13 protein-coding genes and 1 pseudogene are annotated in these 14,202 nt (G+C 69.6%); 5 read left to right on the plus strand and 9 right to left on the minus strand.

Features of this window, described 5'->3' with window-relative positions; translation table 11 throughout:
- Nucleotides 1–8: 8 nt before the first annotated feature.
- Nucleotides 9–1,531, minus strand: a pseudogene (locus P3F85_RS01180) (ATP-dependent DNA ligase).
- A gap of 76 nt (nucleotides 1,532–1,607) precedes the next feature.
- On the opposite strand from P3F85_RS01180, the gene P3F85_RS01185 reads away from it, so the two are divergent.
- The gene (locus tag P3F85_RS01185; protein ID WP_374009441.1) at nucleotides 1,608–1,976 is read left to right on the plus strand and encodes a cupin domain-containing protein; all 369 of its coding nucleotides are present in this window, start codon (nucleotides 1,608–1,610) and stop codon (nucleotides 1,974–1,976) included.
- Nucleotides 1,977–2,002: 26 nt separating this feature from the next.
- On the opposite strand, the gene P3F85_RS01190 is transcribed toward P3F85_RS01185, so the two are convergent.
- The 3 genes from P3F85_RS01190 to P3F85_RS01200 all read right to left on the minus strand — a co-directional run bounded on the left by P3F85_RS01190 (nucleotide 2,003) and on the right by P3F85_RS01200 (nucleotide 5,278).
- Nucleotides 2,003–2,440 carry a VOC family protein gene (locus P3F85_RS01190; protein WP_374009442.1) on the minus strand — a complete coding sequence of 146 codons (438 nt, stop codon included), beginning with the start codon at nucleotides 2,438–2,440 and terminating at the stop codon, nucleotides 2,003–2,005.
- A 50-nt stretch (nucleotides 2,441–2,490) separates the two neighbouring features.
- Nucleotides 2,491–3,642, minus strand: coding sequence for an AAA family ATPase (locus P3F85_RS01195; RefSeq protein WP_374009443.1), 1,152 nt, complete (start codon nucleotides 3,640–3,642; stop codon nucleotides 2,491–2,493).
- Nucleotides 3,643–3,712: 70 nt separating this feature from the next.
- Nucleotides 3,713–5,278: a molybdopterin-dependent oxidoreductase gene (locus P3F85_RS01200; RefSeq protein ID WP_374009444.1), complete on the minus strand. Its 1,566-nt coding sequence runs from the start codon at nucleotides 5,276–5,278 to the stop codon at nucleotides 3,713–3,715.
- A gap of 129 nt (nucleotides 5,279–5,407) precedes the next feature.
- On the opposite strand from P3F85_RS01200, the gene P3F85_RS01205 reads away from it, so the two are divergent.
- A complete protein-coding gene (locus P3F85_RS01205) occupies nucleotides 5,408–6,067 on the plus strand; it encodes a fasciclin domain-containing protein (RefSeq protein WP_374009445.1) in 660 nt (219 codons plus the stop codon).
- 124 nt (nucleotides 6,068–6,191) lie between these two features.
- Here P3F85_RS01205 and P3F85_RS01210 read toward each other — a convergent pair whose 3' ends face one another.
- Complete coding sequence (locus tag P3F85_RS01210; RefSeq protein WP_374009446.1) at nucleotides 6,192–6,935, minus strand: alpha/beta hydrolase; 744 nt, start codon at nucleotides 6,933–6,935, stop codon at nucleotides 6,192–6,194.
- Nucleotides 6,936–6,993: 58 nt separating this feature from the next.
- Here P3F85_RS01210 and P3F85_RS01215 point away from each other — a divergent pair, with 58 nt between their 5' ends.
- On the plus strand, nucleotides 6,994–8,640 hold the full coding sequence (locus P3F85_RS01215; protein ID WP_374009447.1) for a DHA2 family efflux MFS transporter permease subunit: 1,647 nt from the start codon (nucleotides 6,994–6,996) through the stop codon (nucleotides 8,638–8,640).
- Nucleotides 8,641–8,659: 19 nt separating this feature from the next.
- Here the strand turns inward: P3F85_RS01215 and P3F85_RS01220 are convergent, their stop codons facing one another.
- The gene (locus P3F85_RS01220) at nucleotides 8,660–9,649 is read right to left on the minus strand and encodes an NADP-dependent oxidoreductase (RefSeq protein WP_374009448.1); all 990 of its coding nucleotides are present in this window, start codon (nucleotides 9,647–9,649) and stop codon (nucleotides 8,660–8,662) included.
- A gap of 45 nt (nucleotides 9,650–9,694) precedes the next feature.
- The gene (locus P3F85_RS01225) at nucleotides 9,695–10,219 is read right to left on the minus strand and encodes a hypothetical protein (RefSeq protein WP_374009449.1); all 525 of its coding nucleotides are present in this window, start codon (nucleotides 10,217–10,219) and stop codon (nucleotides 9,695–9,697) included.
- Nucleotides 10,220–10,395: 176 nt separating this feature from the next.
- Here P3F85_RS01225 and P3F85_RS01230 point away from each other — a divergent pair, with 176 nt between their 5' ends.
- Nucleotides 10,396–12,138: an MFS transporter gene (locus P3F85_RS01230; protein ID WP_374009450.1), complete on the plus strand. Its 1,743-nt coding sequence runs from the start codon at nucleotides 10,396–10,398 to the stop codon at nucleotides 12,136–12,138.
- Nucleotides 12,122–12,601 carry a MarR family winged helix-turn-helix transcriptional regulator gene (locus P3F85_RS01235; RefSeq protein WP_374009451.1) on the plus strand — a complete coding sequence of 160 codons (480 nt, stop codon included), beginning with the start codon at nucleotides 12,122–12,124 and terminating at the stop codon, nucleotides 12,599–12,601. Before P3F85_RS01230 ends, P3F85_RS01235 begins: the two co-directional genes overlap by 17 nt.
- A gap of 100 nt (nucleotides 12,602–12,701) precedes the next feature.
- On the opposite strand, the gene P3F85_RS01240 is transcribed toward P3F85_RS01235, so the two are convergent.
- Together P3F85_RS01240 and P3F85_RS01245 are read right to left on the minus strand one after the other, a co-directional pair.
- Nucleotides 12,702–13,628, minus strand: a complete 927-nt coding sequence (locus P3F85_RS01240; RefSeq protein ID WP_374009452.1) for an EamA family transporter — start codon at nucleotides 13,626–13,628, stop codon at nucleotides 12,702–12,704.
- Entirely contained in the window at nucleotides 13,628–14,191 is a 564-nt protein-coding gene (locus P3F85_RS01245; RefSeq protein WP_374009453.1) for a dihydrofolate reductase family protein, read from the minus strand. Before P3F85_RS01245 ends, P3F85_RS01240 begins: the two co-directional genes overlap by 1 nt.
- Between the last annotated feature and the right edge of the window lie 11 nt (nucleotides 14,192–14,202).

Raw genomic sequence — 14,202 nt, forward strand, 5'->3', positions numbered from 1 at the left:
GGGATCGGCTACTCGCGCAACAGCGACCGCAGCGTCCCGATCGTGTCGGCCTCGCCCGCATCCTTGTCGTCGCGGTAACGCTTCACGCGCGCGAACCGCAGCGCGATCCCGCCCGGGTACCGGCTCGACCGCTGCACGCCGTCGATCGCGATCTCGACCACCGTCGTGGGCGCAACCCAGACGGTCCCCGCCGTGCGGCGCACCTCGATCTCCTGGAAGTGCTCGGTCTGCCACGCCAGCAGTTTGTCCGTCAGGCCCTTGAACGTCTTGCCGACCATCACGAACCCGCCCGGCTCGCCGAATTCACCCTCGGGATCGCGGGCGCCGAGGTGGATGTTCGAGAGCATGCCCTGGCGGCGTCCCGAACCCCACTCCACGGCGAGCACGACCAGGTCGTACGTGTGCACCGGCTTCACCTTGATCCAGCTGGAGCCGCGCCGGCCGGCGGCGTACGGCGAGTCGATCGCCTTCACGACCACGCCCTCCTGCCCGGCAGCGAGCGCCTCCCGTGACACCCGTTCGGCCACGGCGGGGTCGTCGGTCACTTCGCCCGGGATGCGGTGCTCGCCCGCCACGCGCTCGAGCTCGGCGAGGCGGACGGCCAGCGGTTCGTCGAGCAGGTCGCGTCCATCCACGTGGAGCACGTCGAAGAACCACGGATGCAGCAGGGTTTCACGCCCGCCATCCGCGCCGAATCGCGACATCGTCTCCTGGAACGGCCGGGGCGCCCCCTCCTCGTCGAGCGACAGGGTCTCGCCGTCGAGGATCACATCCCGAACCGGCAGCCGCCGCACCACCTCGACGACCTCCGGCAGGCGGTGCGTGATGTCGGCCAGGTTGCGGGTGAAGACGCGCACCTCGTCGCCCTGCCGGTGCACCTGGATGCGTGCGCCGTCGAGCTTGTACTCGACGGATGCGGTGCCGGTGGTGGCGAGCGCCTCGGTCGGTGTCGGTGCGGATGCAGCCAGCATCGGGAGCACCGGCCGTCCGACGACCAGCCCGACCGCTTCCAGCTCTGCGGCGCTGCCGGTGAGGGCGAGCCGTGCCGTCTCGCCGAGGTCGCCCGACAGCATCGCGGCGCGGCGGACCGTCTCGCCGGGGCGTTCGGAGGCGCGTGCGATCGCATCCGTCACCACTCCCTCCAGAGCTCCGGTCCGCATCTCGCCCAGGAGGACGCGGGCGACGAAGTCCTGCTCGCGAGCCGTCGCCCGCTCGGTGAACTCGCGCAGCGTGCGCGTGCGCTCGCCGCGGAGCCCGTGCCAGACAGTGCGGCCAGCCGATCGAGCAGCACGTCCAGGTCGTCCACCGAGAGCGTCGGCTCGGTCGCGGGCTCTCCGATCGCCCCGGTCAGCCCGCGCCACCCGACCCCGACACGGCCCTGCCGCGCCTTGCCGACGAGGAAGCCCACGGCCGGGGCGATCTCGTCCGGGTCGAGGCGTGCGAGCAGCGCGGCGAGCGCATCCACCTTCGCCAGGCGGGAGCGAGTGGATGCGACGGTCTCGGCCGTCGTGACCAGCGTGTCGAGGAGCACGCCCCCATCCAACCACCGCCCTCCGACGCTGCTGCGGTGCGGCCGCCCGGGCCTCGCACGGCCGTATGCTGACCGCATGGACGCACCCGTGAACATCGCCGCCGCCTTCGACCTGATCGGGGAGCCCTGGCAGCCGCACCGCCTCTCCACGGTCAACGACCACGACGTGAAGGTCGCGCGTCTGGCGGGCGAGTTCGTCTGGCACGCGCATCCCGATAGCGACGAGCTCTTCCTGGTGGTGGAGGGGCGGCTCACCCTGCAGCTCCGTGATCGCGACGTCGAGCTCGGACCGAATGACGTCTTCGTGATCCCCGCCGGCGTGGAGCACCGGCCCCGGGCCGACGGTGAGGCACTCGTCGTCATGGTCGAACGGAAGGGAACCGTCAACACCGGGGACAACCCCGGCGAGCGCACCACCGAGGTGCGGGAGCTGCCGCTCGGTTGAGCCGCGCCGGCGCGTGCCGCGAATCCCTAGCCCTGCTTCAGCGCCTGCGCGAACATCACGATGATGCCGCTGGGGCCGCGGACGTAGCTGAGCGTGTACACGTCCTCGTAGGTGGCGACGCCCCGCAGCGGGGCGAACCCGTGCTTCGCGGCCACCGCCAGCGCTTCGTCGATGTCGTCGACCGAGAACGCGATGCGATGCATCCCGATCTCGTTCGGGAGGGTGGGCTGCGTCTCGATCGCGTCCGGGTGGATGTACTCGAAGAGCTCGAGCTGTCCGCTCCCGTCGGGCGTCTCCAGCACCGCGATCTTCGCGTGGTTGCCGTCCAGCCCGACCGCGGTGTCGGCCCATTCGCCACTCACGGTGTCCCGGCCGATGACCGTCAGACCGAGGTCGGTGAAGAAGGCGATGGCGGCGTCGATGTCGCGAACGGCGATGCCGACGTTCTCCATATGGATGGCCATGTGCGGGATGCTACCGGGTCGCTGCAGCACGCACGGGGTTGTCCTGGGAATCAGCCCCGATCGCGCGTCCGGACGAAGTCGGAAAACCCCGGAATGGTGAACTCGAGGACTCCCCGGCTGCTCGTTTGAATGAACCCCTTGTCGATCAAACGGGCACGCGGCACCGAGAGACTCTCGCTCGTGACGCCGAGAGTGCGTGCAATGTCCGCTCGCCGCACGGAACCCTCTCCGATGTCCGCCATGGCTCCCATGAATTGGCGCTCGAGTTCAGTCGCGTTCGACCAACGGGCGCGGAAGAGCGCATCCATATCCGCTTCCATGTCACTGCGACCGGCACGGACGTGATCGATCACGATCCGCGACCCTGTGTCGGGTCTGCCTGCCGCAGCCCAGGCGGCGTCACCGATCAGCTGAACGACATACGGATAGCCCCGTGCGATCGCGACGGCCTCTTCGAGGGCGTCCGAATCCCACTCGACTCCCAACTGACGAGCCGGGATGGCGAGTGCGAACTGTTCGTCCGCCGGCTGCAACGGCGAGAGCGGGCGATACGCGAAGCGTTCGCTGAACGTGACGGCGGCCGAAATGGAGTCGGCAGCGTTCGGCAGGCCAGCCGTATAGATGGCGGCGGGCACATCCATGCCCTCTCCCTGAAGATGCTGCCACGCGTATGCGAGGGTGCGAAGGCCTTCTGCGTCGGCCGATTGAATCTCGTCGATGAGGATGATGAGGCCCGCCCGTTCGTCGCCGACCGCCGTCGCGCGAACAAGGCCTTCGAATTCTCGGCTCCCTGAGGGGGCCGTGGGCGGGCGCCCGGGACGAATGGTGGCATCCACGGCAGCAACGCCAGGAAGTCCGATCGTGACGGTAACCGACTCCAGATGCGTCTGCACCCGCCGTCGAGCGCCCTCGCTCCACGTCGACGTCGCCCGCCCGATCTGGTCGGCGATCTGGCCGATGAGGGCTCCCTCGCCGGCCGTCACCCAGACCGTCAACACGCCGCGATCCTGCGCGCGTCGCTGGTAAGCGCGGAGCAGCGATGTCTTGCCGAGTCCGCGGGGGGCATGGTCGACTCGGATCCTGCCGACGAGTCTTCCGAGGTCGACAAGGTAGGACAGGCGTTCGTCGAAATCCGCGAGCTGCTGAGCCCGGCCCGGAATCAGGCGTGCGACCTCGCCCGGCGTGTACGGACTGGGTTGCACAGGTCACCTCGTTATCGTTTGTTATAGTCCAGCTGCTCTATAACAAACGATAACAACTTCCTCGGACGCGTCACCCCACCCGCACGAACGTCTGCTGCCAGCCGGTCGAGCCGTTCGGCGCGATCGGTGCGCGCTTCTGCTCCTGGAGCCGGCCCGCGCGGTCGGTCGCCCGCACCGAGAGCGTGTGGCTGCCCGGAGTCGCATCCCAGTCGAGCGACCACTGCACCCACGTGTCGGTGTTGACCGGCGCGGAGAGGTTCGCGTCCATCCACTCGCCGCCGTCGATCCGGACCTCCACTTTCTGGATGCCGACCGTCTGCGCCCAGGCGACGCCCGCGATCTTGGTCGGCCCCGCCGGCACCGGCTTGTCCACCCGGGGCGTGTCGATGCGGCTGGACAGCTTGATGGGCGCCTTCGCGCTGTAGCCCCGGGGCGTCCAGTACGCCTGATCGGCCGCGAAGGTCGTGACCTTCAGCTCGGTCAGCCATTTCGTCGCCGAGACGTAGCCGTACAGGCCCGGCACGACCATTCGCACCGGGAAGCCGTGCTCGAGCGGAAGCGGCTCGCCGTTCATCCCGACGGCGAGGATCGCGTCGCGGTTCGTGTCCGTGAGGGCGCCGATCGGGGTGCCCGCCGTGAAACCGTCGACGCTCCGCGAGAGCACCATGTCGGCTCCGGAGCGGGGACGCGACATCGCGAGCACCTTTCGGACCGGGACGCCGAGCCAGCGCGCCGTGCCGACGAGGTTGCCGCCGACCTCGTTCGAGACGCACGTCAGGGTGACCGAGTACTCGTCGAGGCCGAGGTCGAGCAGGTCCTGGAAGGAGAGTTGGATGCGCTTCTCGACCATGCCGTCGATCGTCAGCCGCCAGGCGGCCGGGTCGACCGACGGCACGGTGAGTGCAGTATCCACTCGATAGAAGTCCTTGTTCGAGGTGTAGAGCGGCGAGATGCCCGGCACCTTCAGTTCGGCGCCCTCGGGGATGCGGACGCGCGACCGGGGGGCCGGCAGCTTCAGGGCCGCGCGGACGGCGGCGATGGAGGAGGTGGCGGCGGAGCCGAGCCGGGACCCGACTCCCGCGATCGCCGCTCCCGCGGCCGCCACACCGGTCAGCAGCAGGAACCGGCGACGGTCGACACCGGGGTTGGCGGGAGCGGTTGTCGCTTCCGCGTCACGCCAGCGGTGCAGCGTGCGGATGAGCAGGCGCAGCATGACGGCGCCGGCGACCGCTCCTACAGCGGAGGGCAGGAATGCGAGCGGACTCGCGCCGGTCCGGGTCAGCGTCGCCGCGACCGCTGCGACCCCGGCCAGCGCGAAGAGCGTCACACCGACCCACCGGCGCCAGAACTCGAGCACGCCGGCGGCGGCGGCCGCCACCAGCACGGCGAAGCCGAGCGAGCTCAGCAGGAACAGTTTGTCGTTCGAGCCGAACAGGTTGATGGCGAGCTCTTTGGCCCAGCGGGGAACGATGTCGATGACGAACGAGCCGACCGCGAGGATCGGCCCTGCGTCCCGCGCTGCGATCAGCGCGACCAGTTCGGCGGCGGCGAGGAAGACCCCGCCGCTCACCGCTCCCGCGAGCGCTGCCCAGAGGACGGTTGCGATTCGAGTCTTTCTTGACGTCTGCGTGGTCACGTCCGGTGTTCGTCGCCGAACGAGTTCACGGATTGGTCCAATCCGATTCTCCGCCGGGCCCGAACCCCTGATGACCGCCCACCGCGGCGGCCACTCGATCGGCACCATTCCTCGAAGGAGAAGAGAACCATGCGCACTTCCGCCCGTCTCGCAGCGGCAGGCCTCCTGGCCGCTGCCGCTCTCGCACTGACCGCCTGCTCGTCGGGAGCCGGCACCTCGTCCAGCGACTCCAGCGCGCCGATGGCGTCCTCCACCCCGTCGGCCTCCTCCTCCGCGATGGACCCGGCCGCGGACCTGGTCGGCTCCGGCTGCGCCGCGTACGCCAAGCAGGTTCCGTCGGGCTCCGGCTCGGTCGCCGGCATGGCGGAGGACCCGGTGGCCACCGCCGCCAGCAACAACCCGCTGCTGACCACCCTGGTCGCCGCCGTCTCCGGCAAGCTCAACCCGAGCGTGAACCTCGTGGACACCCTGAACGGCGGACAGTTCACCGTCTTCGCTCCGGTGGATGACGCCTTCAAGAAGATCGACCCCGCCACCATCGACACGCTCAAGACCGACGCCGGCGCCGCAACGCTGACCTCGATCCTGACCTACCACGTCGTCCCCGGCCAGGTCTCGCCCAAGGACATCGTGGGAACCCACAAGACGGTCGAGGGTTCTGACGTCACCGTGAGCGGTTCGGGCGACACCCTGAAGGTCAACGACGCCAACGTGATCTGCGGCGGCGTGCACACCGCCAACGCGACGGTGTACCTCATCGACTCGGTGCTGATGCCCCCCGCGAAGTAATCTGCTCCACCCCTCTCTCAGAAGCGGCCGCGCACCAGCGCGGCCGCTTCTGCGCGCGCCCCCACCGTGACGTCCCCACCGTCGCTTCCTCGGTTAATCCGTGCTCGCGCGGCGCGTCGCCTGATTAACCGAGGAAGCGATGGAGGACCCGGGTGAGGGCGGAGCGGGCCGTGGAGTCGTCGATCGTCGCGGGGGTGTCTCCGGCTTGGGGGCCGTAGTCACCGAACTGGCCGTGGTTCATTCCGTCGATCTCGACCAGCTCCGCGTCGGCGGGCAGGAGGTGACGCGCCGCAGCGATCTTCTCCGGGGTGCTGAGCCCGTCGCGGCTGCCGCCAATCGAGAGCACCCGGAGGTCGGTGCCGCTGAGGTCGTTCGCGCAGTACGAACCGAAGAGGATGAGTCCCTCCACCTGTGGATCCTCGGCCAGCTGACAGGCGCGGACCCCGCCCAGCGAGTGGCCGCCGACGTACCAGGACGTGACTCCGGGAGCGTGCGATGTGAACGTGGACAGGGGTCGTTGGTCGAAAAACGCCAGGTTGAGGGTCGGCTTGGTGATGACGACCGTGAGGCCGGACTCCTCGACCGCGCCGGACAGCTTGTACAGGTAGGCGTACGGGTCGACCAGGGCACCCGGCACGAACACCAGCCCCGTCCCGGACGCCTCCCCCGTCGGAGCCATGACGACGGCGTCCCCCGCATCGTGGATGGTGACCGCCGGATTCCGCCAGGCCTCGAGTGCCGCGGCGCGGTCGCCCATCATCGGGGTCGACGCCCACGCCAGGAAGCCGACGACGACCAGCGCCAGCACTCCGACGACCGCGATGACAGCGTTCCGGATGCGACGCCCGGTTCTTCTGGACCGATCCATGCCGGTAGCGTACTCTTTCAGTAAGCCTGCTGACTAATTACTTAGCAAGGGAGTTGCTATGTCTGCGCGGACCCGCTGGGCCGGACTCGTCTTCATCAGCATCGCCGTCGCGCTCATCATCGTCGACTCGACCATCGTCAACGTCGCCATCCCGGCCATCGTGGACGAACTCCACATCGGCTCCAGCGGGGTGCAGTGGGTGCAGGAGTCGTACACCCTCGTCTTCGCGGCACTCCTCCTCGTGTTCGGGACGCTGGCCGACCGTTTCGGCCGGCGGCGCATGCTCCTGGTGGGGGTCGCGATCTTCACCCTGGCGTCCCTCGGTGCGGCCCTCGCGCCGTCCGGGGCGGTGCTCATCGGCGCCCGTCTGATCCAGGGCGTCGGCGGCGCGATGATCCTGCCGACCACGCTCTCGCTCATCAACGCCGGCTTCCGCGGGCGCGAGCGGGCTCTCGCCTTCGCCGTCTGGGGATCCACCATCGGCGGGATGACGGCGCTCGGCCCGCTGCTCGGCGGGTGGCTGACCACCACGTACTCCTGGCGCTGGGCCTTCGGGATCAACATCCCGCTCGGCATCCTGATCGTCATCGGCGTGCTGGCGACCGTCTCCGAGTCGAGGGACACCCGGGCGTCCGGGTCCGTGGACTGGGTGGGCGCGCTGCTCTCCGTCGTGACGAGCGCGACGCTCGTCTTCGGGCTGATCGAAGGCCGCACCTACGGCTGGTTTCTCGTGGACACCCGGCCCGTGGTCGCCGGCTGGACCTGGCCGTTCGCCCTCTCGCCCGTGCCGATCGCCTTCGCGATAGCGGTGGCCGGAGGTGTGCTGTTCGTCGTGCGCGGACGCGCTCGTCTCCGCGCCGGACGAAGCACGATGCTCGCCCTCGACCTCTTCCGCATCCCCTCCTTCCGGAACGGCAACATCGCCGCGACGATCGTCTCGCTGGGTGAGTTCGGGATCGTGCTCGCCCTGCCCATCTGGCTGCAGAACGTGCTCGGATACAGCGCGCTCGACACCGGGCTCATCCTGCTGGCGCTCGCGATCGGGTCGTTCGTCGCGAGCGGCTTCGCCGGCGCCTTCGGCAACCGAATCCCCGCGGTCACCGTCGTCCGGGTGGGGCTCGCTGCCGAGATCGTCGGTGTGGCCGGGATCGGCTTCGTCGTCTCGCCGACGACCGCGTGGGGGGTACTGGTGCCGTTCCTCTTCGTCTACGGGTTCGGAGTCGGCCTCGCCACCGCGCAACTCACCGGTGTCGTGCTGAGGGATGTGCCGGTCGAGCAGAGCGGTCAGGGTTCCGGTACTCAGAGCACGGCCCGTCAGATCGGGTCCGCCCTCGGCATCGCGGTGCTCGGCACGGTCCTCTTCGCCTCCGCCACCGCCGTCCTCGACGGCAGCCTCGACGACCGCGGGGTTCCCGCGGCCCAGCGCGACCGGATCGTCTCCGCTGTCATCGACAGCTCGGGAGCGGCGATCGCCGGGCTCGAGCAGGACCCTCGTACGGCTCCCATCGCCGAGGATGCCAAGACCGCCTTCAGCGACGGCACCCGCTGGGCGGCGTACTCCGCCGCCGGGTTCCTGGTGATCGGGCTGCTGGCGACGCTGTCGCTCGGCAGCGGGAGAGCGGGCGGCAGCGCACGCGCTGATGGCCCCGAGTCCGATGCCGACGCCGTCGAGCGGCCGGGCCGCGAGCCCGACCCGGCACGCTGACCCTGCCGATCGGAATCGGTCAGTCGCGGGCTTCGTGCACGTCCCGCGCCTTGAGCGTGCGGTACGTCGTGACGGGATGCGTCCCGAGCACGATCTTGCCGCGGGAATGGAGGTGCTGCAGGTCGTCGTAGGCGTAGGCGATCTCGTCGAGGGGGTAGAAGCCCGAGATCAGAAGTGTGAACGCACGCTCGTCGGCGAGCTGCGCCAGCCGCGCCAGCTGCGCGGTGCCGTGCGCGACGGACTCGGGGTCGTCCTGCAGCAGCCGGAGCTCCGTGTCCCGCCGGTCCGCACTCGACCGGTAGCGCGCGGCCGGTACGCCGAGGCTCTCGGCGAGCGCCCGTCCGTCCTGGCCGAAGTTGTCGATCAGGACGGTGACCCCATCCGGCGCCAGGGCGCGGATGCGGTCCTCGATGCCGTCCCCGTAGCGCACCGGTTTGATGCCGAGCTGGCGCAGGTAGTCGAAGTTGCGGTCGCCGCAGGTGCCGATCACCCGCGCACCGCGGTGCTTGGCGAGCTGCGCTTCGATGCTCCCGACGCCGCCCGCGGCGGCCGAGATGACGACCGTGTCACCGGCGCCGACGCTGACGTCGTCCAAGGTGTCCAGCGCCGTCACCCCTGCGAGGTAGAGGCCGCCCGCGACCTCCCACGGCACGTGCGGAGGCTTGGCGACGAGAGCAGCGGTCGGCACCACGAGGTACTCGGCGTGCGCGCCGGTGCGCACGTGCCCGATCACTTCGGCGCCCCGGCGGAAGCGGCCGGCGGCGTCGGGCACCACCACGATGCCCGCGAAGTCGCTGCCGGACGCGCGCGGGAACGGCTCGTCGGCCCAGGCTTCCTCCCGTCCGCTCCGGATGAACCCGTCGATGTGACTGATCCCGGTCGCCACGACCTCGACGACGACCTCGTCCGGTCCGGGGGAGCGGAGCGGTCGCGTCCGCTTCTGGAGCGCGTCGCCGTCGCCGGTGCGGTCGTATTCGACCACCATCGTGTCCACGTACTTCTTCGTCATGGTGCACTCCTTCATCTCGCGGTCGCCACCCGCCCTGGCTGATCGTCAGTCGGGCTGGCGCACCTGTTCGTGCGGGGGGCGTGCGCGCAGGTCTGCGCGGATCCCGTCGAGCACGGCCCGGACGGAGACCCGCTTGGTCTCCGTGTCGACGATGTTCGCCGGAACGGTCACGACGAGGCCCGACTGGTAGAACGCGCGGATGCGGAAGCCGCCGGACCAGGAGGCGTCCGATTCGTTGTCGGCCTCTGTGCCGCCGGACAGTTCGAAGCGGAGCAGCCCGGACCGGCTCTCCACGCGGGTGACCACCTGCGCGCCGGGCGTGCCGTCGTCGATGACCTCGCTCGCGACCACCACGTTGTCGGTGAAGACGCCGATCCGCAGCGTCACGGTCGACAGTCCGGACGCGGCGGCGGCGCCGAGGTAGATGATCCGTTCGTCGCCGACGGCCAGCTCGAGCTGACGCAGGAGGACGGCATACCACTCCGGGTCGGCGCTCAGCAGCTCCACCAGTCCCCGTTCGGCGGAAAGGAGTTCGCGCAGCTGCTCCTGGATCGTCTCCGTGTCGGTCATCGATCGCCTTTCACTCTGGGGCCTGAGTTCTGCGGGCGTGGCCGACGCCCTGAAGAAAGAATATCTCTAGCCAGGCTAGAAAAGCGACGGAGCCCGCTCTTCCTGTCGGTTATATAGTTGATGTATATAAACAACCGACATCCCACGTCTTCGCGCGCACTCTGACAAGGACTTCCGTGGCCCGCTCCGGCATCTTCACCAAAGACCACCCGCACTACCGCTGGGTGGCGCTCTCCAACACCACGCTCGGCATGCTGATGGCGACGATCAACTCGTCGATCGTCATCATCTCGCTCCCCGCCATCTTCACCGGCGTCAAGCTCAACCCGCTCGAGCCGGGCAACGTCTCCTATCTGCTCTGGATGCTGATGGGCTACATGCTCGTCACCGCCGTGCTGGTCGTGATGTTCGGGAGGATGGGAGACCAGTTCGGCCGCGTCCGCATCTACAACCTCGGGTTCGTCATCTTCACCCTCGCGGCGATCGCGCTCTGCCTCGACCCGTTCAGCGGTGGTCCCGGTGCGATGTGGCTGATCGTCTGGCGGTTCGTGCAGGGCATCGGAGGCGCGATGCTGTTCGCGAACTCGACGGCGATCCTGACGGATGCCTTCCCGGCCAACAAGCGCGGTTTCGCCCTGGGGCTCAACCAGGTCGCGGCCATCGCGGGAAGCTTCATCGGCCTCATCCTCGGCGGTGTGCTCGCCGAGATCGACTGGAGGGCTGTCTTCTTCGTCTCGGTGCCGTTCGGTGTCGTCGGAACCATCTGGTCCATCAAGTCGCTGCACGAGGTCGGGCAGAAGAACCCGGGCCGGATCGACTGGCTCGGCAACGCGACCTTCGGCATCGGTCTGATCGCGCTGCTGACGGGAATCACCTACGGCATCCAGCCCTACGGTGGTTCGAGCCAGGGATGGGGCAACCCGTGGGTCCTCGGGTCCATCATCGGCGGCATCCTGCTGCTGGTCGCGTTCGTGTTCGTCGAACTGCGCGTCCCCTCACCGATGTTCGACATGCGGTTGTTCCGCATTCGTGCCTTCTCATCCGGGATCTTCGCCGGCTTCCTGGCGGCGATCGGTCGCGGCGGCCTGCAGTTCATGCTCATCATCTGGCTGCAGGGCATCTGGCTGCCGCTGCACGGCTACAGCTACGAGGCCACCCCGCTCTGGGCGGGCATCTACATGCTCCCGATCACCATCGGGTTCCTGATCGCGGGTCCCATCTCCGGAGCGCTCTCCGACCGATTCGGCTCCCGGGCGTTCGCGACGGTCGGCCTCCTGCTCGTCGCCGCGACGTTCGTCGGCCTCCTGCTCATCCCGGTCAACTTCGAGTACTGGCAGTTCGCGCTGCTGACCGGCCTCAACGGGATCGGCTCTGGACTGTTCTCGTCGCCGAACCGGACCGCGATCATGAACAGCGTGCCGGCCAACGAGCGCGGGGCCGCGTCCGGGATGGCGGGCGTCGCGCTGAACGCCGGAAGCTCGCTCTCCATCGGCATCTTCTTCTCGCTGATGATCGCGGGTCTTTCGGTCGCACTGCCGACGGCACTGACGAACGGGCTCACGTCCCACGGGGTGCCGGGGAACATCGCCGCGCAGGTCGGGAACACCCCACCCGTCGGGTCGCTGTTCGCCGCGTTCCTCGGCTACAACCCCATCCAGAGCCTGCTCGGGCCGACCGGGATCCTCACCGCGCCGCACGTCGACGGAGCCACGCTGACGGGCAAGGAGTTCTTCCCCCAGCTCATCTCGGGACCCTTCCACGACGGGCTGGTGGTCGTCTTCATCGCCGCCGCCGTCATGAGCGTCATCGGAGCTATCGCGTCGTTCCTCGGCGGGGGCAAGTATGTTCATGAGGAGAACGCTGCGCCTCAGCAGCGCCCCACCCACGAAGGCGAGGAAGTCGGTGCCCACCGCGCATGAAGCTGACGAGCGGCCGACGGCCGGACGCGACGACAACGGCGTCGACGCGGTGTCCGGCCGCCTGGCCCTGGCCGTCGGGCGGCTGAACCGCCGCATCCGTTCCTCCGCAGGGGGACTCAGCCACGGACAGCTCTCGCCGCTGTCGACCGTCGTCCGGAGCGGGCCGCTGCGCCCCAGCGAGCTCGCCGCCATCGAGGTGGCTGCCGCGCCCACGATCACGCGGATCGTCGCGGAGCTGGAGTCGAGGGGGCTCGTCGTGCGGGAGCCCGATCCCCAGGACCGCCGGTCGCTCTTCGTGTCGAGCACCGATGCCGGAACCGCCCTCCTGCTCGAGGCCCGCTCCGACCGGGCGCGCGCCGTCTCGGACGTTCTCGGCGAACTCACTCCGGAGCAGGTGGATGCGATCCGCGCCGCCCTCCCGGCGCTGGAGCAGGCCGCGCAGGTCGCGCCTCCCGCACCCTGATCCTCGCCGAGTGGTGACATGACGTCGCAACTCGGGCGGGATTCGCGCATCTACTCACGTCTCGCGGCACGGGGCGAGGAGGGCGGCACGGCGCGGCGGGTCAGCTGACGGAGAGGAGGGCGGCGGCCACGATGGCCAGCACGAGTCCCGCCCACTGAACCGGGGCGACGCGCTCGCGCAGCACGACGGCCGCCAGGAGCACGGTTCCGGCCGGGTAGAGCGCGGTCAGCACCGAGACGGTGGTCAGGTCGCCCAGGCGCAGGGCGATCAGGATGAGGAGGTTGGCCGTCGCATCCAGCGCACCGCCGCCGACCGCGATCGCCACCCCGCGAGACTCCAGCCGCATCCCGCCGCCGCTCGCGCCGGTGTCCGCACGCCCGGCCGACTGTCCGAAGCCGGCATCGACCTCGGCCGTCGTCCGTGCGCGCACCCGCGCACGGACGACGGCGACCGCCACGACCGTCCACATCACGGCCGCATTGGTGACGCGATTCGCGATCAGGGGGACGACGCCCGAGTCGGCCGGCGTCTGATCGAGAAGGATGAGGAAGACGCCGATCATCGTGCCGGCGGCCACCGCCATCACGAGCGCCCGGGCCTGCGGGCGCACGGCTCCCTTCTCCGGCACGAAGCCGACCAGTACGACGGCGACCAGTGCGAGCCCCAAGGCGAGATAGCCGACGGGCAAGAACCGGTCGCCGCCCACCAGACCCCAGGACACCGGCACGAGCGCCGACACCAGGGCGGTGAGCGGCGACAGGATGCTCATCGGCCCGATCGCGAGGCAGGCATAGAGGAGCGCGACCGCGATCGAGCCGGCGAGACCCGAGAGGACACCCCAGCCGAGCGCCGCGGTGGACCAGGTTCCGCCGATCACCGGGAGCGCGACCAGCAGCAGGACCAGCCCGGCGAGCGCGCCGACGGCGGTCGTCCGGAGCGGCCCGATCCGGCGCGCAGCAAGGCCCCCGAGGAAGTCGGCGGACCCGTAGACGACGGCGCCGAGCAGCCCCAGGACGGCTGACCCCATCAGCTCCCGGCCAGACGGTAGGTGTGCAGCACAGCGCCGGAGGCGAACCGGTCCAGCGCGGCGAGCTCGAACGTCCACTTCTCGTGGTCGTCCGGGAAGATGCGCAGGCCACCGCCGACCATGACCGGGTAGGTCAGGATGCGCAACTCGTCGACCAGGCCCCACACCAGCAGCGAGCGGACGAGGGATGCGCTCCCGGCGACCAGGATCGGCCCGCCGTCGCCCTGCTTCAGCGCCGCGACGCCGGAGCGGACCGGCTGCTCGAGAGCGGTCGCGTTCCACACGAGTTCGGCCGGCCGGGAGGTCGCGACGACCTTGGGCATGGCGTTCATCGTGTCGGCGAACTCACCCGCGCGAGGCGGCCACGCGTCGGCGAACTGCTCGTACGTGCGCCGTCCGAGCAGCAGCGTTTCGGCCTCCAGCACCTCGCGGAGTTTGAAGGCGCGCAGGTCGTCGCTGCTGAACGGGATGGTCCAGCCGGAGTGCGGGTGCGTAGGCTCGCCGCCGGGGGCCTCGACGACTCCGTCGAGCGTCATGAACTCGGTCACGATGAGCCGCCGCATGTGGGCGATGC

Origin of the sequence: Leifsonia sp. T36S-04 (assembly GCF_042465655.1) — a bacterium.
In the GTDB taxonomy this organism is placed as follows: Bacteria; Actinomycetota; Actinomycetes; order Actinomycetales; family Microbacteriaceae; genus Leifsonia.